General features: G+C 67.8%; 17 protein-coding genes and 1 riboswitch. Of the genes, 8 read left to right on the top strand and 9 right to left on the bottom strand.

Going from position 1 to position 21,551, the window contains the following annotated elements; translation table 11 throughout:
- Nucleotides 1-35: 35 nt before the first annotated feature.
- From gcvP to RQG82_RS17090, 8 genes are all read right to left on the bottom strand, one after another.
- Entirely contained in the window at nt 36-2,867 is a 2,832-nt protein-coding gene (gene gcvP / locus RQG82_RS17055) for an aminomethyl-transferring glycine dehydrogenase (protein ID WP_396653635.1), read from the bottom strand.
- 61 nt (nt 2,868-2,928) lie between these two features.
- A complete protein-coding gene (gcvH, locus tag RQG82_RS17060) occupies nt 2,929-3,306 on the bottom strand; it encodes a glycine cleavage system protein GcvH (RefSeq protein ID WP_311259990.1) in 378 nt (125 codons plus the stop codon).
- Nucleotides 3,303-4,487 carry a glycine cleavage system aminomethyltransferase GcvT gene (locus RQG82_RS17065; protein ID WP_311259991.1) on the bottom strand — a complete coding sequence of 395 codons (1,185 nt, stop codon included), beginning with the start codon at nt 4,485-4,487 and terminating at the stop codon, nt 3,303-3,305. The genes gcvH and RQG82_RS17065 overlap by 4 nt, the downstream gene beginning before the upstream one ends.
- A gap of 151 nt (nt 4,488-4,638) precedes the next feature.
- Nucleotides 4,639-4,733, bottom strand: a riboswitch (glycine riboswitch).
- A 125-nt stretch (nt 4,734-4,858) separates the two neighbouring features.
- The gene (locus tag RQG82_RS17070) at nt 4,859-5,695 is read right to left on the bottom strand and encodes an ATP-binding cassette domain-containing protein (protein WP_311259992.1); all 837 of its coding nucleotides are present in this window, start codon (nt 5,693-5,695) and stop codon (nt 4,859-4,861) included.
- Nucleotides 5,692-6,555: an ABC transporter ATP-binding protein gene (locus RQG82_RS17075; protein ID WP_311259993.1), complete on the bottom strand. Its 864-nt coding sequence runs from the start codon at nt 6,553-6,555 to the stop codon at nt 5,692-5,694. The genes RQG82_RS17070 and RQG82_RS17075 overlap by 4 nt, the downstream gene beginning before the upstream one ends.
- A complete protein-coding gene (locus RQG82_RS17080) occupies nt 6,552-7,532 on the bottom strand; it encodes an ABC transporter permease (protein WP_311259994.1) in 981 nt (326 codons plus the stop codon). The genes RQG82_RS17075 and RQG82_RS17080 overlap by 4 nt, the downstream gene beginning before the upstream one ends.
- Entirely contained in the window at nt 7,525-8,520 is a 996-nt protein-coding gene (locus RQG82_RS17085) for an ABC transporter permease (RefSeq protein WP_311259995.1), read from the bottom strand. Before RQG82_RS17085 ends, RQG82_RS17080 begins: the two co-directional genes overlap by 8 nt.
- 39 nt (nt 8,521-8,559) lie before the next feature.
- The gene (locus tag RQG82_RS17090) at nt 8,560-10,251 is read right to left on the bottom strand and encodes an ABC transporter substrate-binding protein (protein ID WP_311259996.1); all 1,692 of its coding nucleotides are present in this window, start codon (nt 10,249-10,251) and stop codon (nt 8,560-8,562) included.
- A 245-nt stretch (nt 10,252-10,496) separates the two neighbouring features.
- Between RQG82_RS17090 and RQG82_RS17095 the strand changes: the two genes are divergently transcribed.
- From RQG82_RS17095 to RQG82_RS17125, 7 genes are read left to right on the top strand one after another with little or no spacing between them, the layout of a single operon-like run.
- Nucleotides 10,497-11,213, top strand: a complete 717-nt coding sequence (locus RQG82_RS17095) for an NrtR DNA-binding winged helix domain-containing protein (RefSeq protein WP_311259997.1) — start codon at nt 10,497-10,499, stop codon at nt 11,211-11,213.
- Nucleotides 11,210-12,547: a quinolinate synthase NadA gene (nadA, locus tag RQG82_RS17100; RefSeq protein ID WP_311259998.1), complete on the top strand. Its 1,338-nt coding sequence runs from the start codon at nt 11,210-11,212 to the stop codon at nt 12,545-12,547. Before RQG82_RS17095 ends, nadA begins: the two co-directional genes overlap by 4 nt.
- Nucleotides 12,544-14,058, top strand: a complete 1,515-nt coding sequence (nadB, locus tag RQG82_RS17105; protein ID WP_311259999.1) for an L-aspartate oxidase — start codon at nt 12,544-12,546, stop codon at nt 14,056-14,058. Before nadA ends, nadB begins: the two co-directional genes overlap by 4 nt.
- Nucleotides 14,058-14,909: a carboxylating nicotinate-nucleotide diphosphorylase gene (gene nadC / locus RQG82_RS17110; RefSeq protein WP_311260000.1), complete on the top strand. Its 852-nt coding sequence runs from the start codon at nt 14,058-14,060 to the stop codon at nt 14,907-14,909. The genes nadB and nadC overlap by 1 nt, the downstream gene beginning before the upstream one ends.
- Before the next feature lie 5 nt (nt 14,910-14,914).
- The gene (locus RQG82_RS17115; protein WP_311260001.1) at nt 14,915-16,054 is read left to right on the top strand and encodes a cysteine desulfurase family protein; all 1,140 of its coding nucleotides are present in this window, start codon (nt 14,915-14,917) and stop codon (nt 16,052-16,054) included.
- A 37-nt stretch (nt 16,055-16,091) separates the two neighbouring features.
- Complete coding sequence (locus RQG82_RS17120) at nt 16,092-17,039, top strand: glycosyltransferase family 2 protein (RefSeq protein WP_311260002.1); 948 nt, start codon at nt 16,092-16,094, stop codon at nt 17,037-17,039.
- Between the two features lie 20 nt (nt 17,040-17,059).
- Nucleotides 17,060-17,833, top strand: coding sequence for an SDR family oxidoreductase (locus RQG82_RS17125; RefSeq protein WP_311260003.1), 774 nt, complete (start codon nt 17,060-17,062; stop codon nt 17,831-17,833).
- Nucleotides 17,834-17,840: 7 nt separating this feature from the next.
- Here the strand turns inward: RQG82_RS17125 and RQG82_RS17130 are convergent, their stop codons facing one another.
- Nucleotides 17,841-19,886 (bottom strand): ABC transporter ATP-binding protein, encoded by a 2,046-nt coding sequence (locus RQG82_RS17130; protein ID WP_311260004.1) that lies wholly within the window; start codon nt 19,884-19,886, stop codon nt 17,841-17,843.
- A 171-nt stretch (nt 19,887-20,057) separates the two neighbouring features.
- On the opposite strand from RQG82_RS17130, the gene RQG82_RS17135 reads away from it, so the two are divergent.
- The gene (locus RQG82_RS17135; protein ID WP_311260005.1) at nt 20,058-21,536 is read left to right on the top strand and encodes a DHA2 family efflux MFS transporter permease subunit; all 1,479 of its coding nucleotides are present in this window, start codon (nt 20,058-20,060) and stop codon (nt 21,534-21,536) included.
- Nucleotides 21,537-21,551 lie beyond the last annotated feature (15 nt).

Here is a 21,551-nt window from a genome sequence, read left to right on the forward strand (position 1 = left end):
CCCCCCCCCCCCCCCGCCGCTCGTCAGGATTCGTCTCAGGCGAATGCCTCGATCGGCGGGCAGGCGCACACGAGGTTGCGGTCGCCGTAGGCCTGATCGATGCGGCGCACCGGCGGCCAGTACTTGCCCGCGACCAGGGCGTGCACCGGATAGGCGGCGTCCTCTCGCGTGTAGGCGTGGTTCCACTCCCCCACGATCAGCGAGACCGCGGTGTGCGGAGCGTGGACCAGCGGGTTGTCGTCGGCGGGCCAGCGGCCCGCGGCGACGGCATCCGCCTCGGCCTTGATCATGATCATCGCCTCGATGAACCGCTCGATCTCGCCGAGGTCCTCGGACTCCGTGGGCTCGACCATGAGCGTGCCCGCGACGGGGAACGACATGGTCGGCGCGTGGAAACCGTAGTCGATGAGGCGCTTGGCGACGTCGTCGACCGTGATCCCGGTCGCCTCCTTGAGCGGACGAAGGTCGAGGATGCACTCGTGTGCGACGCGGCCGTCCTCCCCCGCGTACAGCACCGGGTAGTGCTCACCGAGGCGCGCGGCGATGTAGTTCGCCGACAGGACGGCGGCGGCAGTGGCGTGACGGAGGCCGTCTGCCCCCATCATCCGCACGTAAGACCAGGAGATCGGCAGGATGCCGGCCGATCCGTACGGCGCAGCGGATACGGCGCCGCCTTCGAAGACGTATCCGCCCGCGTGCTCCGCCCGCTGCGCGAGCGGGTGCGACGGCAGGTACGGAGCGAGGTGCGCCTTCGCGGCGACGGGGCCGACGCCAGGGCCGCCGCCACCGTGCGGGATCGCGAAGGTCTTGTGCAGGTTGAGATGCGAGACGTCGCCGCCGAGATCGCCGAACCGGGCATAACCGAGCAGCGCGTTGAGGTTCGCACCGTCGACGTACACCTGGCCACCCGCGTCGTGCACTGCGGTCGTGATCTCGACCACGTCCTGCTCGTAGACTCCGTGCGTCGACGGGTAGGTGATCATCAGGGCGGAGAGCTCGTCGGCGTGCGCCGAGATCTTCGCCCGCAGGTCGCCGAGGTCGACGTTGCCGAGCTCGTCGCAGGCCACGACGACGACCTTCATGCCGGCGAGCACCGCAGAGGCCGCGTTCGTGCCATGCGCGGACGACGGGATCAGGCACACGGTGCGCTGGGCATCGCCGTTCGCGAGGTGGTAGCCGCGGATCGCGAGCAGGCCGGCGAGCTCGCCCTGCGAACCCGCGTTCGGCTGCAGCGACACTGCGTCGTACCCGGTGACCTCCGCGAGCCACGCCTCGAGCTGCGTGATCATGTCGAGATACCCCTCGACATCGGACGCCGGTGCGAACGGGTGGATGCCCGCGAACTCGGGCCACGTGATCGATGCCATCTCGGTCGCCGCGTTGAGCTTCATCGTGCACGACCCGAGCGGGATCATGCCGCGGTCGAGCGCGTAGTCGCGGTCGGCCAGGCTCTTGAGGTATCTCATCATGGCGGTCTCGCTGCGGTGAGCGTGGAAGACCGGGTGCGTGAGGAACTCGTCCTGACGGAGCAGGTCGGCGGGAAGGCCGCCCTGCGATCCTGATCCGAAGAACCCGAAGGCGCGCTCCCGGGCCCCGCCGAACACCTGAGCCACCTGGTGGAGCTCGGCGACCGTCGTGGTCTCGTCGACCGAGATCCCGATCGTGTCGGCGTCAGCGGCGTGCAGCAGGATGCCGAAACCGTGGTGAGCCTGCTCCGCGAACTCCGCCGCGCGTCCGGGGACCCGCACCTGGAGGGTGTCGAAGAACGAGTCGTGGACGACGTCAGAGCCTGCGTCGACGAGCCAGTCGCGCAGCATCGCGGTCTTCGCCGCGACCTCCCGAGCGATCGCCTTCAGCCCGTCGGGTCCGTGGTAGACCGCGTACATCGACGCCATCACCGCGAGCAGCACCTGCGCGGTGCAGATGTTGCTGGTCGCCTTCTCGCGGCGGATGTGCTGCTCGCGGGTCTGCAGAGACAGCCGATATGCCGGCTTGCCGTCGGCGTCGACCGAGACGCCGACGAGGCGCCCCGGCAGCTGTCGTTCGAGTCCTGCGCGCACCGCCATGTAGCCCGCGTGCGGGCCTCCGAAGCCGATCGGCACGCCGAAGCGCTGGGTCGTTCCGACCGCGACATCGGCGCCGAGCGAACCGGGCGACGAGATGAGAGTGAGAGCGAGCAGGTCGGCTGCGACGACGGCGAGCCCGCCGGCGAGGTGCGCAGCATCGATCACGGCGCTCGGGTCCCAGACCCGGCCGGAAGCGCCGGGGTACTGGACGAACACGCCGAACAGCTCGTCGGGCAGCTCCTCCCCTGCGGCGAAGTCGACCGACACGAGTTCGATGCCCACGGCCTCGGCACGGGTCTCGAGCAGCGCCTTCGTCTGCGGGAACGCATCTGCGTCGACGGCGAACACGTTCGACGCCTTCTTCGACGCACGGCGCGCCAGCAGCATCCCCTCCACCACGGCCGTCGATTCGTCGAGCATCGACGCGTTGGCGGTGGTGAGACCGGTCAGCTCGGCCACCATGGTCTGGAAGTTGATGAGCGCCTCGAGGCGACCCTGCGAGATCTCCGGCTGGTACGGCGTGTAGGCGGTGTACCAGGAGGGGTTCTCGAGCACGTTGCGCTGGATCACCTGAGGGGTGACCGTGCCGTAGTACCCGAGACCGATCATCGGACGGTTCACCGTGTTGCGAGACGCGAGCGCCCGCAGCTCGGCGAGCGCCTCCGTCTCGCTCGCCGCGCGCGGGATGACCGAGTCCGTGGAGGCGGGGGTGAAGATCGAGGAGGGCACAGCCTGACGCATCAGCGCCTCGACGGGGCTCCAGTCTTCGAGCTGTGACTCGACGCCCAGGGCATCGAGCATCTGACGCTGGGCTGCGGCGGTGGTTCCGATGTGACGATCGGCGAAAGAGACCACTGGTCGATCAGCCCTCCGTGAGAGCGACGTACGCGTCGCGGTCCATCAGGCCCTCGAGGGCGCCGGCGGCGACGGAGACCTTGATGAGCCATCCTCCGGCGAAAGGCTCGGCGTTCACGAGCGACGGGTCGTCGACGACGGCGTCGTTGATCTCGACGACAGTGCCGGTGACCGGGGCGTAGAGCTCGCCGACCGACTTGGTCGACTCGATCTCGCCGACGACCGAGCCCGCGGCGATCTCGGTGCCGACGGCCGGGAGCTCGACGAACACGACGTCGCCGAGCTTGTCGGCCGCGAAGTCGGTGATGCCGATGGTCACGGTGTCGCCGTCAGCGGCGATCCACTCGTGCTCGTCGGTATAGCTGAGTGCGTTGAGATCGGTCATTTGGTCCTCCGGTAGAAAGGCAGGGCGGTCACGGTCGCGGGGATCCTGGTTCCCCGCACATCAAGGAATACTGCGGTTCCCTCCGCAGCGGAAGAAGAGGCGACGTAGGCCATCGCGATCGGATGGCCGAGTGTCGGGCTCAGGGCGCCACTCGTGATCTCGCCCAGGACGACACCGTCTGCGTCGACCACGGAGTAGCCCGCGCGTCCGGCGCGCTTTCCCTCGGCGACGAGGCCTACGAGCACGGGAGCATCGGACGAGGCATCCACCGCTCCCTTGCCGATGAAGTCGTCCTTGTCGGAGACGACGACCCGACCGAGACCTGCCTGCGACGGCTTCGTCTCGCGCGAGAGCTCATGCCCGTAGAGCGGCATACCCGCCTCGAGTCTCAGCGTGTCTCGCGCCGCGAGACCCGCGGGAACGAGGCCGTGCTCCTGGCCCGCCTCTACGAGTGCGTCCCACAGAGCGGGAGCATCAGCGACTCGTACGAGCAGTTCGAAGCCGTCTTCGCCGGTGTATCCGGTGCGGGCGAGGAGCAGCGGCGCACCCAGGAACATCGCGTCGGCCCACGCGTAGTACTTCTGCTCGGCCCACGGCGTGCCGAGGTCGGTGATGCCCGTCGTCGACGCGACGATCGTCTCAGAAGCCGGGCCCTGAACAGCGAGCAGCGCGTACTCGTCGGAGACGTCCTCGACGTCGACTCCTCTGTCTCCGATGAACCCGGCGAAGCTGCGGTCCTCGCCTTCGGCTCTGGCGGGCAGCTCGCGCTCGATCCGCGAGGGGAACGATCGCACGCGCGACGCGAATGCCGAGTCGACGAACCCGCGGTTGCCCGCGTTCGCGATCACCAGGAAGCGGTCCTCAGCGAGCCGATAGACGATGACGTCGTCGATGATCCCGCCGTCTTCGGCCAGCATCAGCGAGTACTTCGCCTTGCCCACAGACATGGCCGAGAGCCGACCCGCGAGCGAATAGTCGAGGAAAGCCGCGGCGAAGTCGCCGGTGACGAGGAACTCCGCCATATGAGAGATGTCGAAGATGCCTGCGGCGTGCCGCACGGCATGGTGCTCGGCGAGATCGGAGGTGTACCGCACCGGCATCTGCCATCCGCCGAAGTCGGTGAACGATGCACCGAGCGCTTCGTGGCGATCACGCAGAGGGGTGTAGCGAGGGTCGGACATGAAGTTCTCCCGGGCTGGGTCGGGCGGAACAGCGGCGACGCTGCTCCTGGGAACTCCCCCTCTGTCATAGGCCTGAGAGCTTCGCCCAGAGACTGGGCTTTCACCGTCGGCGGATCACGGGCGATTGCTCGTTCTCGCTTTTCAGAGTGGCCGGAACCGCGCGGTACGCGTACCTGAGAGATTGGCGGGGAGGCTTGCTCCTTCGGTGCCCGGCTGCATTCGCCGGGGCTCTCCCGCGTGGGTCATTCGGCCTGTCTTCAGTTGTGGCCTCAGTCTAGCGGGTCGACATCATCGGCACAGGCCGCAGAAAGCCGCACTCTCCTGTGGCCGCCTCACGGACGGCGACAGGAGAGCGCAGGGCGACGATGCTTTCAGCGTCCCGCCAGTTCGGCTCTGACCTCGTCACGAAGGCGCCCGAGGTTCTCGGGCTCTGGCGCTGCGCCCAGCAGTGTCTTCGTGTACTCGTGCTGAGGGTTGAGGATGACGTCGTCGGCAGGGCCGCGCTCGACGACATCGCCCTTGTAGAGCACCATGATCTCGTCGCTGAAGTGGCGGGCCGTGGCCAGGTCGTGTGTGATGTAGAGCACCCCGAGGTTCTCCTCGCGCTGCAGATCGGCCAGCAGGTTCAGCACCCCGAGGCGGATCGAGACATCGAGCATCGAGACCGGCTCATCCGCGACGATGAACCGCGCTCCGGGGGCCAGCGCCCGCGCGATCGCCACGCGCTGTCGCTGACCGCCCGACAGCTCATGCGGACGACGTTCGGCGAAGCTCTCGCCGGGTGACAGCCGCACGCGCTCGAGCAGCTCGATGGCGCGCGCACGCACCTGCGCGCCCGAGAGCTTCGGGTGGTGGAGCCTGATCGGGCGCTCCAGGTGATGGATGATCGTGTGGAACGGGTTCAGCGAGGCGAACGGATCCTGGAAGACCATCTGCACCTGCGAGCGGTAGTCCTCGACCGCGCGGCCACGCATCCCCGCATCCTTGCCGTCGAGCAGGATCTGCCCGCTCGTCGGCGTCTCGAGCTTCATCAGCATCCGGGCGATCGTCGACTTGCCCGACCCTGATTCGCCGACGAGGGCGACCGTCTTGCCCGCTTCGATGGTGAACGAGACGTCCTTGACCGCGTGCAGGATCGAGGTCTTGAGCCCTGATCGCAGGGTGAAGTCCTTCACCAGGTTCCGCGCTTCGAGGGTGGGAGCGCTCATCGGATCTCCTCCTGGCTGGGCTGGTTGCCGGTGCGGACGAAGTCGCCGCGCTCGCCGGTCAGACTCGGGAAGCTCGACAGCAGCTTCTTGGTGTACTCGTGCTGCGGCGTGCGGTAGATCTCCTCGGCCGTGCCCTCCTCCACGATCTGCCCCTGCAGCATCACGGCGATGCGGTCGCTGATCTCGATCAGCATCGGCAGGTCATGGGTGATGAAGATCACTGCGAAGCCGAGCCGCTCGCGCAGCCGCATGATCTCGCGGATGATGCCCCGCTGCACCACGACGTCGAGTGCCGTGGTCGGCTCGTCCATGATCATCACCTGCGGATCCAGCGCGAGCGCCATGGCGATCATCATGCGCTGACGCATGCCGCCGGAGAGCTCGTGCGGGAAGCTCGTGAGCCTCGACGGGTCGACCCCCACGAGAGTCAGCAGCTCTTCGGCCCGAGCCTGCTTGTCCTTCTTGGACATGCCCGGTCGGTGGGTGTCGAAGATGTCGAAGATCTGCGCACGGACGCTGATGACCGGGTTGAGCGAGTTCATCGCACCCTGGAACACCATCGAGATCTTGTCCCACCGGAACGCCCGCAACCCGTCTCCGTCGAGTGCGACGATGTCGATGTCGTGGCCGTCACGGTCGTGGAACACGATCTCGCCGCCGGTCATGAGCGCCGGCGCCTTGAGCAGCCGATTCATGCCGTACGCGAGAGTGGTCTTGCCGCAGCCCGACTCGCCGGCCAGCCCGAGGATCTCGCCCCGGTTGAGGGTCAGCGAGACGTTGCGAACCGCCTTCACCGGCGGGTCTACCTCGTACTCGATCGACACGTTGCGTGCGGTCAGCACCGCATCCGGAGCGCTCATGCGGAGACTCCCTTCGTCTTGGCTGCCTTGCGCACGCGGCGCGCCGCATCTGGGGCGTTGCGGAGCTTGGGGTTGATGACCTCATCGATCGCGAAGTTGATGAGAGCGAGTCCCGCACCGAACACCGCGATCATGATTCCGGGCGGCACGAACCACCACCACGCACCTCGACCGAGCGCCTGGCCGGACTGCGCATCGTTGAGGATGGTCCCCCAGGTGATGGAGGAGTTCGGGCCGAGACCCAGATACGAGAGTCCCGCCTCGCCGAGGATCGCGAAGATGATCGCGAAGAGGAACTGAGCCGTGAGGAGCGGCAGCAGGTTCGGCATGATCTCGACGAGGATGACCCGCACGGATTTCTCCCCGGCAACCTTCGACGCGTAGACGTAGTCACGGGTGCGCAGGGATCGAGTCTGCAGACGCAGCACGTACGCCGCACCGGCCCAGGAGGTGATGCCGAGCACGAACGCCACGAGCTGCCAGCTGCGCTGGGGCACGAACGACGCGATCACCATCACCAGCGGCAACCCGGGGATCACGATCATCACGTTGGTCAGTAACGCGAGGGTGTCTTCGCGCCATCCGCCGAGGTAGCCGGCGAGGACTCCGAAGAGCAGCGACAGGATGATGGCGATGCCGCCGGCGACCACGCCGACCAGGAGAGACCCCTGGGCGCCGATCGCGAGCTGGGCGAACATGTCGTTGCCGAGCTTGGTGGTGCCGAGCCAGTGCTCCGGCGACGGCGGGAGCAGGGCCGGGTTGTCGGTGCTCCGCGGGTTCTGCGAGAAGATCGGCGCGATGATCGCGAACAGGACGATCGACAAGACGATGACAGCGCCGACGACGAACTTGGGCGAGGTGATCGGGAGCACGCGGCGGCGCGTGCGCCCCCGCTGGGTCGCCAGCGAGATGGTGCTCGCGGGCTGGGTTGTGGGCTGATCCTTCGTGATCAGCACTGCGTTCTCGAAGTCAGACATTCTGGCGCGCCCTCGGGTCGATGAAGCCATAGACGAGGTCCATGATGAAGTTGGCGGCGAGCACCGTGATGGTGATGACGAGGAAGAGCCCCTGCATCAGCGCGTAGTCGTTGTTCGTGACCGCCTGGAACATCAGCTTGCCGATGCCCGGATAGGTGAACACCTGCTCCATCACGATCGACCCCGCCACGACGAATCCGAGGGTGATGGAGAAACCTGCGATCGACGGGATCGCAGCGTTGCGGGCCGCGTACGTGGTCATGATGCGGCGCGGACGGAGTCCCTTTGCTTCGGCCGTGAGCACGTAGTCCTCGGCCATGGTCTGCACCATCATGTTGCGCATGCCGAACATCCAGCCGCCCACCGACGAGATGACGATGGTGATGGCGGGGAGGATCGCGTGCGACAGCGCATTCGTGAAGAACGCCCATGTCGGCTCAGGGCCGTCGGGGAACTCGAAGACGTCATAGCCGCCGAAGATCGGGAACCACCCCAGTCCGACCGCGAAGATCGAGACGAGCAGCAGCGCCATCCAGAAGTAGGGGATCGACTGCAGAAAAGTGGTCGCGGGGATGAGGTGATCGACCCAGGTACCGCGCTTCCACCCGGCCCAGGCGCCGAGCACAAGGCCAAGGATGAAGGAAAGCACCGTCACCGTGCCGACCAGGACGAGCGTCCAGGGCAGCGCCTGCCCGATCAACTCGCTCACAGGTGCCGGGAACTTGGTGACGGAGATGCCCAGGTCACCCCGGAACATACGCCCCCAGTACGCGATGTACTGATCCCAGAGGGACGAGTCATCACCGCCGAGCAGCAGTTTGATGTTGCGGATCGTCGTCTCGGAGACATCACCGCCCGCCCGCTGCATCTTGGCGATCATGATGTCCGCCGGGTTCCCCGGCATGAGCCGGGGAAGCAGGAAGTTGAGTGAGATCGCGGCCCACAGCGTGAAGGCGTAGAACCCGATTCTTCGTGCATAGAACTTCATGTCACTGACCTTGCTTCCTGCTCCCCCGACATCATGTGCTTAGTTCGCCGGCTCGAGCTGCGTCAGGACGTAGCCCGCTGCGATCGCGCCCCAGGACGGCGGGAAGGCGTAGAGGTCCTCCTCCGTCGGCCAGCCCGTGAAGTCCTTCGTGTTGTAGAAGGTCTGAGTCGCATTGACCACCAACGGGATGTAGGGCAGGTCTCGCACGATCTCGGTCTGGATCGTGGCGTACAGCTCCTTCTTCTCGGCCTCGTCGTTCGTGCTGACCGCCGCCTGGACGGCGGTGTCGACCACCGGGTTGTTGTAGCGGCTGAAGTTCCAGCGCGTCGCAGGGATCTCTTCCCCGACCGGACCGGTCGAACCGACGGCCGTGCCACCGAACCAGTCGCGGTAGATCTGGAACGGGTCGGCGACTGACGTGCCGACGACACCGCCGACGATCAGCTGGAAGTCGCCGCCCTGGCGCGCGTCGGAGAACTCCTGCCACTGCACCGTGGATGCCGTGACCTTGATGCCGGCCGCCTCGGCCTGCTCGGCGATCAGCTTCGCGGCGTCGTTGTAGTCGGTCCAACCATCAACCGAGATCAGGCTGAGCTCGAGCGGCACGCCATCCTTCGCGTAGTAGTCGCCGTCCTTGGTGTAGCCGGCGGCCTCGAGGATCTCGCCCGCCTCTCCGGCGTCGGCCTCTTGGGGGCTGACCTCGTTGGCGGAGTCCGCGACCCACTTCTCATCACGCGGGAGCAGAGCGAAAGTGGGCGAGATGTCGCCGGTCAGGCCGACGAACGCCTTGTCCTTGATCGCCGCACGGTCGATGGCGACGTTGAGCGCCTGGCGAACCGCGACATCGGTCTGCGGACCCGTGCAGCCGAGCTCGGCGTTCGAGCAGGTGTAAAGCACCGTCGGGTCCTGCGGGGTGTTGATCCATTCGATCGCACCGTTGCCCGTGACGTCATCGGGGTTCGGGATGAACATGCCCGTCCAGTCGAGCTTGCCCGCGGCGAGCAGGTCCTGAGCGGTCTGGTTGTTGTCGACCGCGATGTACTGGACCTTCTTGACTCCGAGCTCGTCGGCGTCGCGGAAGTTCTCGTTGGCGACGAGCGTGTACGACTCGCTCGTCGTCTTGTCGACGACGTAAGCGCCGGAACCGACCGGCTCCTCGTTGGCGAAGTTGGCGAAGTCGGTGACCTCCGACCAGACGTGCTCGGGAAGGATGTAGGTCGAGCCGAGACGCTGGAACTCGGTCGTGTACTGCGCGGACGTATAGGTGAGCACGACGGTGGTGTCGTCGGTCGCCTCGGCGGAGACCAGTCCGTTGCCCTCGGGGTTGTTCGCCTCGTACGTGAAGGAGAATGCGACATCCGCCGCAGTGAGCGGCTCTCCGTCGCTCCACTTGAGGTCGGGCTTGATGGTGATCGTGATCACCGTGCCGTCCTCGTTGTACTCGAACGAGTCGCCGATCAGACCGACCGGTTCAGCATCGGCCGTCTTGTTGAAGAAGAACAGCGGCTCGTAGATCGGCCCGAGCGCACCGTGGAGCACAGTCGGGGCGAACGGGTTGTAGTTCGCGGTGATGGGGGTCTGGCTGCCGGCCCAGACACGAAGAGCGCGGTCGCCGTCGCCACCGCTCCCCTCATTGCCTCCACCTGCGCCACAGGCGGTCAAGCCCAGAGCGAGGACGGATGCCCCCGCCACAGCGGTGAGCGCGATCTTGCGCCTTCCGTTACGGATCATTCTGTATTTCCTCTCGGTGCTGCACTGCAGGAGGGATTTCTCCGGGTGGAGACGAACTCCGGGAAGGAGTTCGTAACAGATCCCGGAAAGGGATTTGTTAGGACAGTAACCTAACAAATCACTTTCATAGCGACAAGAGCCCAGAACGCTGGTATATAACGTTTCGGCCTCAGGGCCCGGCTCGTCACGAAGGTGCACTAACAGTCTCGATGACACTAAGATCGGAACAGGAGGTTAAGGTACTTATGACCCAAAGCAGAGGAATCGACGTCGCCGTGTCGACTGTGATCCTCACCCTTCGGCGCACCGACGACGGTTCGGCAGTGCTGGCGCTGCCCCTGGTGCTGCGCACGCGCGAGCCCTTCGCCGGCCAATGGGCCCTCCCCGGCGGCTGGCTCACCGAGACGGAATCACCGGTCGATGCCGCAGCTCGGACCCTGGCGGAGACCACGGGCCTCACCCCGAGCTACCTCGAGCAGCTCTACGCCTTCGGTGCGGTCGACCGCTCCCCCACACGAGTCGTGTCGATCGTGTACTGGGCGCTGCTTCGCCAGGACGACGTCGATGCGCAGAGCGCTGCGCATCAGGCGTCGGGTCGCGCTCCTGAGAACGTGCGATGGGTCGATCTCGGCGACCTGCCGCCGCTCGCCTTCGACCACCGGAAGATCGTCGACTACGCCCTCTGGCGCTTGCGCAGCAAGGTCGGCTACAGCCGGGTCGCCCACGGCTTCCTCCCCGCCGAGTTCACTCTGGCCGACCTCCGCGAAGCGTACGAGGCGATCCTCGGCAAGCACCTGGATCCCGCGAACTTCCGCCGTCAGGTCGAGTCCGCCGGCAACCTCCTGCCCACCGACCGCTTCCGCACCGGCAGTCACCGCCCCGCCCGCCTGTACCGCTACAACACCGATGTCGAGCTGGCCGATCACGGCCCTCTCGGCCCTGAGGAGACGAGCACCCGATGACCATCACCTTCGTTCCGACACCGGTCGTCCAGCCGGTCGACGCCTCCGTCGACCACGCGATCCAGTCGATCGTGTCGGGCGCCTCGACCGACGCGACGTGCACGACCGACCTCGCCGTCGGCCCGTGGGACTTCGACTCGCGCCCCGGCTACGGCCCCGGGTCGTCGATGGGCGATGTCATCCCGACCGGAGCACCGCGACAGGGAGAGCTCCCCGCCGAGTACCGCGAGGCGAGCGAAGACGACCTCGACGAGCGCATCCGCGTAGCGAAGGCGGTGCTCGGCGACCGCGCCGTCATCCTCGGGCACTTCTACCAGCGCGAAGAGGTCGTGCGGCATGCCGACTACGTGGGCGACTCCTTCCAGCTCGCGACCGCGGCGAAGGAGCGCCCGGATGCCGAGGCCATCGTCTTCTGCGGCGTGCACTTCATGGCCGAGACCGCCGACCTGCTCTCCGGCCCCGATCAGGCCGTGATCCTGCCGAACCTCGCGGCCGGATGCTCGATGGCTGACATGGCGGACATCGACCAGGTCGAGGACTGCTGGGAGCAGCTCGCAGAGGTTCTCGGCGACCTCGACGCGCAGGACGAAGACGGTCGCGTGCCGGTCATTCCCGTCACGTACATGAACTCCTCCGCCGCGATCAAGGGCTTCGTCGGCCGACACGGCGGAATCGTCTGCACCTCGTCTAACGCGCAGACCGTGCTCGAGTGGGCCTTCGAGCGCGGGCGGCGAGTGCTGTTCTTCCCCGACCAGCATCTCGGACGCAACACCGCGAAGGCGATGGGCGTGCCTCTCGAGCAGATGCCCATGTGGAACCCGCGCAAGGCGCTCGGCGGCTCCTCGGCATCCGAACTCGTCGACTCCCGCGTGATCCTGTGGCACGGGTTCTGCTCGGTGCACCGTCGGTTCACCGTCGACCAGATCGACCAGGCGCGAGCCGAGCACCCCGGTGTGCGGGTGATCGTGCACCCGGAGTGCCCCATGGCCGTCGTCGACGCCGCTGACGAAGCGGGTTCGACCGACTACATCCGCCGCGCGATCGCCGCAGCGACCACGCCGACGACCTTCGCGATCGGCACCGAGATCAACCTCGTCCGCCGCCTCGCCGCGCAGTTCCCCCAGCACGAGATCTTCTGCCTCGACCCGGTGGTGTGCCCCTGCTCGACGATGTACCGCATCCACCCCGGGTACCTCGCCTGGGTGCTGGAAGAGCTCGTCGCAGGTCGCACGCCGAACCGGATCACGGTCACGGCAGATGTGGCCGACCCCGCACGCATCGCTCTGGAGCGGATGCTGGCGGCGAAGCCGCCCGTGGTGGCGAGCGCACGATGAACGTCATCGTCGTCGGCTCGGGGATCGCCGGGCTCACTGCGGCGCTGCATGCGCGGGAGGCCGGACACTCGGTCACCGTCGTGACGAAGGGCGCGATCGGCGACGGCTGCACGGGCTACGCGCAGGGCGGCGTCGCCGGGATCTACGGCGCCGGCGACTCTGCGGCGCAGCACGCGGCTGACACGATCGATGCGGGGGCAGGGCTCTCGGATGAGGCCGCAGTCGGGATTCTCGTGCGCGACGGCGCGGCCCGGATCGCCGAGCTGATCGCCCGAGGCGTCGCCTTCGACCGCTCACCGGACGGTGAGCTCCTGCTCGGACGCGAGGCCGCTCATCGTCACGCTCGCATCGTGCACGCCGGCGGCGATGCCACCGGAGCAGCGATCGCCCAGGCGCTGGTGGCCGCTGTCCGCAGCGCGGACGTCACCGTCGTCGAAGGCGCATTCCTCGCCGACATGATCGTCGAACACGGCATCGCACGTGGCATCCGCGTGGTGGTCGACGGTGTGACCTCCGACCTCTCAGCCGACGCCGTGATCCTCGCGACGGGCGGTGCCGGTCACCTCTACGCACACACCACGAACCCCCTGGGCGCCACGGGAGACGGCATCGCCGCAGCCCTCCGCATCGGCGCCGCTGTCGAGGACCTCGAGTTCGTGCAGTTCCATCCGACGATCCTGGCCGAGGGCCCCGCGTTCCTCGTCTCCGAAGCCGTGCGCGGCGAAGGTGCGACCCTGATCGACGCGGCCGGTCGGCGATTCGTCTTCGACACCCACCCCGACGGCGAACTCGCCCCGCGGGATGCCGTCGCACGGGCGATCGCCCGACAGGCCGCCCGGCAAGGCTCCCCCGTGCATCTCGACGCGACGATGATCGGCGGACGCCGGCTCGCAGATCGGTTCCCGACGATCGATCGGGTCACGCGTGAACGCGGTTTCGACTGGGCTTCCGAGCCAATTCCCGTGACACCGGCAGCGCACTACCTCATGGGCGGCGTCGTCACCGACCTCGACGGGCGCACGTCCATCCACGGCCTGTTCGCGGTGGGCGAGGTCGCGCGCACGGGGGTGCACGGAGCGAACCGCCTCGCCTCGAACTCTCTGCTCGAGGGCGCCGTCTTCGGCGCGCGCGCGGCAGCGGCACTCGGCGCACCGTGGCAGCATCCCCGGATGGACACGCGTGTCGAGCCCAGGAACGACACGATGCACGACGATGGCCAGGACTCGGACGACGTGAACGCCCACGGCACCGCGTTCACTCGCGCAGCACTTCAGCGAGTGATGTGGGAACACGTGGGCCTTCTGCGCTCGGAAGACGGTCTCCGGCACGCCGTGATCACGGTGCGTCGCTGGCTCGCCGTTGCACCCGACCCGACGACCGTCGCTGAGCGCGAGGACGCGAACCTGCTCCTGCTCGCCGAGGCGACGGCATCCGCAGCTCTCGCCCGCACCGACTCGATCGGTGCGCACTTCCGCGACCCCGTCGCCGCACCTCTCCTGGAGACCGTCTGATGCTCATTCCCGCCCACATCACCCGCGTCGTCGGCGCAGCGCTCGAGGAGGACGCTCCCTGGGGCGACCTCACCAGCACGACGCTGCTGCCCTCGGATGCCACCGCCACCGCCGACCTGGTAGCTCGCGAAGCGGGGATCTTCAGCGGGGGTGAGGTGTTCTCGGCCGCGTTTCGTCTCACCGATCCGACCATCTCGATCGACGTGCACGCGGGTGACGGGGACGCGTTCGCGGCGGGTGACGTGCTCGCCTCGGTGTCGGGATCCGCCCGCGGGATCCTCACAGCCGAGCGCATCGCGCTGAACTTCACGCAGCGGATGAGCGGCATCGCGACCGTCACCGCCGCCTACGTGCGGGCGATCGAGGGAACGTCGGCACGCATCGCGGACACCAGGAAGACGACCCCGGGACTCCGCGCCTTCGAGCGGCATGCCGTGCTCTCGGGGGGCGGACACAATCACCGCCACTCTCTGTCAGACGCGGTGATGGCCAAGGACAACCATCTGGCAGTGCTGAAGCGCTCAGGCGTCGACCTCGCCACCGCCCTGCGCGACGCGTTCTCGCACCTGCCCCACACCACCCACGTGGTGGTCGAGGTCGACCGGCTCGATCAGATCCCGGCAGTGCTCGACGGCGGTGCGCACACCGTGCTGCTTGACAACTTCTCGCTCGATGACCTGCGCGCGGGGGTGGCTCTCATCGGCGATCGCGCGCAGGTCGAGGCCTCGGGCGGGGTGAATCTCGACACGGTCGGCGATATCGCGGCGACCGGGGTCGATGTGATCTCGGTCGGCGCGCTGACGCACTCGGCCAGGGCGCTCGACCTCGGCCTGGACGTGCGGATCGGCTGAAGCGGATGCTGTATCTCGACCACGCCGCGACTGCCCCGGTGCGCCCGGAGGTGCTCGACGCGATGCGCCCCTTCCTGACCGGGGTGTTCGGCAACCCGTCGAGCCATCACACATTCGGCGAGGCTGCGGCGAGCGCGCTCGATGACGCACGCTCGCGGGTCGCTCGGGTGCTCGGGATGCGCTCCGGAGATGTGATCTTCACCTCCGGAGGAACAGAGTCGAACAACCTCGCGGTGAAGGGGATCGTGCTCGCAGCTCTCGCGCGCGGCCGTCGGCATCTCGTCGTCTCGCCGATCGAACACGAGTCGATCCTCGAGTCCGCCGACTACCTGCGTCGCTTCCACGGTGTCGAGGTGACTGCTGCTCCGGTCGATGCCCTCGGCAGGATATCCGGTGCCGCCCTGACGCAGACCCTGCGGGAGGACACCGCGCTGGTGGCCATCGGACACGCGAACAACGAGATCGGCACGATCCAGGACGTGCCCGCACTCGCGGCAGCTGCCAGGAACGCCGGTATACCTCTGCACGTCGACGCCGTGCAGTCGGCGGGGTGGCTGCCGCTCGCCGACCTCGGGGCGGATGCGATAGCGGTGGCCGGGCACAAGCTCGGGACGCCCAAGGGCATCGGAGCGCTCGCCGTGCGGGGGCGCGTCGCGCTCGAACCCCTCCTGCACGGTGGCGGCCAGGAGCGGGGCCGCCGCTCGGGCACCGAGAACGTCGCGGGAGCCGTGGCCCTCGCCACGGCGCTGGAGCTCGCCGACGCCGAGCGCGACGAGGTGACCGCCCGGCTCAGCGCGTCGACGGGACGATTCATCGAGACGGTGCAGGCGCTCGTGCCGCAGGCGTCGCTCACCGGCGACCCGATGGCGCGGCTTCCCGGCACGGCGAGCTTCACGTTCGCCGGCGTCAGCGGCGAGGCTGTTCTGCTCGAGCTCGAGCGACGGGGAGTCGTGTCGTCGAGTGGCTCTGCCTGCGCTGCCGGAAGCGACGAGCCTTCGCACGTGCTCCTCGCGTGCGGGGTGTCCCCTGCGGTCGCGCAGACCTCCGTGCGCTTCACATTCGGACGCGAGGCGCTGCCCCCCGATCTGCCTGAGCGGCTCGCTGCGCTGGTGGCCGAGTCGGTGCGCGCGGTCGCCCACCGCTGAGCGGCGAGAGCGGCGTGAGCGGCCATAGACTCGGCTGGTGACCGCCACCGCCCCGATCGTGACCCTGATCGTCCCCGGCCGCGACATCGGCGCCTTCGCTCCGGCCGCACTCGACTCGCTGCGCTCGCAGTCCGAGACACGGTGGCGTGCTCTTCTCATCGACGATGGCTCCGTGGACGACACCGCAGAGATCTTCACCGCAGCCGCCGCGTCGGATCCACGGTTCCGCAACCTGCGGCACGAGGCATCCCGAGGGCTCGGTGCTGCACGGAATGTGGGCCTCGATCTGGTCGACACCCCCTTCGTCGGATTTCTCGACGGTGACGACGAGCTCACCTCGACGGCCCTGGAACGCCTCCTCGGCACCATCGCCGAGACCGGCAGCGATTTCGTCGCAGGCGCCTACGTACGATCGCGCTTCGACGGCAAGGGCTATGTCCCCGGGCGGGTGCAGCCATGGGTGTCGGCGGCGACGTCTCCGGCACGACTGGGCACCACGATCATGGAGCACCCGCGTGCGAGCGCCAACATCGTGGCATGGTCGAAGATCAGCCGCACCGACTTCTGGAGCGATCTGAGGTTTCCCGAGGGCGTGGCCTACGAAGACCAGGTCGTGGCGCAGCTGATGTACACGCGCGCCCGCCGCTTCGACGTCATTCCCGACACCGTCGTGCGCTGGCGTCTGCGGGCCGACGGCACCTCGATCACGCAGGGCCGGGCGCAGCTCCCGGTGCTGCGCGACTACCTCGAGGCGCTGCGCGGAGGAATCCGGGTGCTGCACGAGGCGGGCGCCCAGGCCGCCGTCACGGCCCGACTCGAACTGATCCTGGCCATGGACGTGCCTCCGCTGCTCGAGATCGCACGAACCCACGCCGATCCCGAGTACTCGGCGGAGATCGACGCGTTCGTCGCCGAGATCGAAGCACTCCCCGAGCACTCCGACGCCCGCCCCGACCCCGCCCTCACCGCCGCGCTGGCGTGGTGAGCTTCGCGATCAGGAGACCGATGAACCAGTACCTCGCCGACCTCTTCTCGCTCGAGGGCCGCACAGCCGTCGTCACCGGCGGCAGCTCGGGCATCGGACGAGGCATCGCGACCGCACTCGCGCGTGCGGGGGCCGCCACGGTGATCGTCGCGCGCGGCGAAGCCCGGATCGCCGAGACCGTCGCCGAACTCACTCGCACCGGATGCCGGGCGGCCGGAGTCGTCGGCGATCTCGGCTCCCGAGAGGGGATCCGCGCCCTCGCCGAAGCTGCCGCCGAGCCGTTCGGCGAACCGGACATCCTCGTGAACTCCGCAGGGATCAACATCCGCCCGCCGTTCGCCGAGATCACCGAGGACGACTGGGATGCGACGATGACCGTCAACGCGCTCGCCCCGTTCCTGCTCGGACAGCGCTACGCCGCGGGCATGGCCGAGCGCGGCTTCGGGCGCCTGATCCACATCAGCTCGCAGCAGGCGCATCGCGCCTTCGTCGGCAGTGGCATCTACGGCGCATCGAAGGGAGCCGTGGAATCGCTGATGCGCTCGGAGGCCGAGGCATGGGGCGGCACCGGAGTCACGAGCAATACCCTGGTTCCCGGGTTCGTGCTCACCCCGCTCAACGCGCGGTTGCAGGAGGATCCCGAGCAGATCGCCGCACTCGCCGCCCGCACGATGATCGGCCGCAACGGCCTGCCCGCCGACTTCGCGGCGGCAGCCGTGTTCCTCGCCGGCGTCGGCTCGAGCTACGTCACCGGGCAGTCGTTGTTCATCGACGGCGGCCTGTCGGTGCACTGAGCGAGTCTCACCCCTCGGCCGGGTACACCCGCTCGTCCGCGCGAGGCACGTCGAGCAGCGGAACCGGCGCGGTGAGCGCGTCGACCGCATCCGCTCCAGCCGAGTCCTCCGGCGCCCGGTCGGCTCTGCGGTCGGCAAGAGCGGCACGCATACCTCCCGACACCGTCGTCTCGATGACCATCTCCGTGTCGAGCACACGCGACGCGGCGACCTGCTGTGCGGCGAGCTCGGCGTAGAGACCTCCCAGAGCGAGGAGCTCGGCGTGCGTGCCCGACTCCACGATCAGACCGGCCTCGACGACGTGGATGACGTCTGCGCCCATGATCGTCGAGAGACGGTGCGCGATCGTGAGGGTCGTGCGCCCCTTCGCCGCCTCGTCCAACGCCTCCTGCACGACGCGCTCCGACACGGTGTCGAGGGCGGAGGTGGCCTCGTCGAGCAGGAGCACGGGCGGATCCTTCAGCAGCACGCGCGCGATCGCGATGCGCTGCTTCTCGCCGCCTGACAGACGGTAGCCTCGCTCCCCGACCACCGTGTCGTAGCCGTGTTCGAACCCGCTGATGATGTGGTGGATGTTCGCCGCGGTGCAGGCCGCGATCATCTCCTCATCGGTGGCCTCCGGACGGGCGTAGAGCAGGTTCTCGCGGATCGTGGCGTGGAACAGATAGGTCTCCTGAGACACGATGCCGACCTGATCGATGATCGACTCCTGCGTGAGGGTCTTCACGTCAGCCCCCGCGAAGAGCACGGCGCCACCGTGCGCTTCGTACAGCCTGGGAGCCAGGTACAGCACCGTCGTCTTGCCTGCGCCCGAGGGGCCGACGAATGCGACATGCTGCCCCGGCTCGGCGACGAAAGACACACCCTGCAGCGTGGGACGAGCGTCGGGCGCCGCATCCGGATAGCGGAAGACGACGTCAGCGAACTCGATCCGCCCGCGCGGCCCCGGCGATTCGGCGACCGTGATCGCATCCGGAGCATCCTGGATCTCGGGCACGAGGTCGAGGTACTCGAAGATGCGCGCGAACAGCGCAGACGAGGTCTGCAGGTCGAGCGACACCCGCATGAGACCCATGAGCGGCTGCAGCAGCCGCGCCTGGACGGTCGTGAAGGCCACGACCGTGCCGGCGGTGATCGCGCCGGTTCCGCCCGCGATGAGGTACCCCGAGACGAGGTAGATGACGGCAGGCACGCTCGCCATCAGCACCTGGACGACGGCGAAGAAGCCCTGGCCGCTCATCGCCCGCCGCACCTGCAGGACCACTTGATTGCGGTTCTCTGCCTGGTATCGCTGGGACTCCGTGCGCTGGCGGTTGAACGCCTTCGACAGCAGCATCCCCGACACGCTCAGCGTCTCCTGCGTGATCGAGGTGAGCTCCGAGAGGGACTCCTGAGTCTCTCCCGCGATTCGCGCACGCACCTGGCCCACGCGGCGTTGCACGATGATCAGGAACGGCATCAGCACGACCGCGATCAGGGTGAGTCGCCAGTCGATGAGGATCATCGCGACGAGCGACGCGATGACCGTGACGACATTGCCCAGGATGCTGGTGACGGTGTTCGTCAGGACGCCCGAGACGCCGCCGACGTCGTTCTGCAGGCGGGACTGGATCACGCCGGTCTTCGTCCTCGTGAAGAATCCGAGTTCCATCGCCTGGAGGTGCTCGAACAGGCGCACGCGCAGATCACCGGTGACGCTGTTGCCGACTGTCGAGGTGAGCCAGGTCTGGGCGACGCCGAGAACGGCGGACACGAGGAAGAACCCGACCATCGCCGAGACGAGCCAGATCAGGAGCTGCAGCTGCGGGCCCCCGCCGTCGACGGGGAAGAGCGCGTCGTCGAAGATGCGCTGCACGATCAGTGGCGGTATCACCGCGATCGCGGCTCCGATGACGACCAGCACGCCGGTCCAGAAGATGCGCCACCGGTACGGCCGGAACAGGGTGATCACCCTCGCTCCGAGTCCGCTGATCCGCGGAGCCTCGGCGTTGAGCCGACGCTGAGCGCTCTCATCCATGCCGCGGAATCCGCCGCGCCCACCACCCATGCTCATCCCGCAAGCGTAGCCAGCGGGGATGACCCCGGGGTCGAGCGCCGTCCCTGATCGTCCGCTGAGAGCGGATTCGCCCGGATCCGGAATGGAATGTCCGAAGCTGTGGTTACGCTGAGTGGTTCCAGCGCACTCGCGCGACTTCCCTTTTTTCTTTCGTGCCCAGGAGGCCGTATGTCTGCCGTCGACACCGGTTCGATCACCACGCCCCCGGCCACGGCGAGCGGCGAGATCGCCCGCAGCGATATGCGCGTGATCTGGCTGCTTCTCGTCGCCGCCTTCGTCGCCATTCTCAACGAGACGACGATGGGGATCGCGATCCCCCATCTGAACACCGATCTGGGCATCCCGCCCGAGCTCGGCCAGTGGCTCACGAGCGCCTTCATGCTGACCATGGCCGTCGTGATCCCGACGACCGGCTTCATCCTGCAGCGCTTCACGACCCGCCAGGTCTTCATCGCGGCGATGATCTCGTTCTCGCTCGGCACCCTCGTCGCCCTTGTGGCTCCCGGTTTCGAGATCCTGCTGGTCGGCCGCGTCATCCAGGCTGCCGGCACCGGAATCATGATGCCGCTGCTCATGACGACGATCATGAACGTCGTGCCTCCGCAGTCGCGAGGTCGCATGATGGGCCGGGTCGGCCTCGTCATCTCGCTCGCTCCCGCCATCGGCCCGACGCTCGCGGGCGCGGTGCTCGAGACGCTCCACTGGCGCGCGCTGTTCGCGATCATTCTGCCGATCGCCCTGATCTCCCTCTTCATCGGGGTCAAGTGGATGACGAACCTCGGCGAGACCCGCAAGGTTCCCCTCGACGTGCTCTCCATCCCGCTCGCGGCACTCGGCTTCGGCGGAATCGTCTTCGGCCTCAGCCAGTTCGGCGGCGAGGGCGGGTCCGGCGAGACCACCGGCGTGATCGCGCTCGTCGTGGGTGCAGTCGCACTCGCACTGTTCGTGTGGCGTCAGCTGGTGCTGCAGCGGATCGATGACGCTCTGCTCGATCTGCGGGTGTTCCGCTCGGCCAACTTCACCTTCGCCGTCATCATCATGGCGATCCTCGCGCTGTCGATGTTCGGCACGCTGACCCTGCTGCCGCAGTACCTGCAGAACGTCGCAGGACTCAACGCCCTCGAAGCAGGTCTCATCCTGCTTCCCGGCTCTGTGCTGATGGGTCTGCTCGGCCCCATCATGGGTCGCGTCTACGACGCTCGTGGAACGCGCCCGCTGCTCATCCCCGGGACGATCCTCGTGTCGGCAGCGCTGTTCTACTACTCGACCGTCGGAGAGCACACCGTGTGGTGGGTGCTGATCATCGTGCAGGCCGCGATGTCGGTCGGGCTCGCGATGTCGTTCACGCCGCTGTTCTCCGCATCGCTCGGATCGCTGCCGCGTTCGCTGTACTCGCACGGCTCTGCGGTGCTGAACACGCTCCAGCAGGTCGGCGGGGCAGCCGGTGTCGCCGTGCTCACCGTCACCTACTCCGCCATCCTGCACGCAGGAGAGGCCGAGGGACTCGACACCGCGGCCGCCGGAGCACCGGGTGCCCGGATGGCGTTCCTCATCGCCGCGATCATCTCGCTCGCCGCCGTCGCGCTGAGCGCGTTCGTCCGCAAGCCTGCAGACGATCTGGCCGACGCTATGCACGGCGGCCACTGACCATCACCGCTGCGG

It is taken from the genome of Microbacterium sp. WCS2018Hpa-9 (assembly GCF_031843745.1).
Lineage (GTDB): Bacteria > Actinomycetota > Actinomycetes > Actinomycetales > Microbacteriaceae > Microbacterium.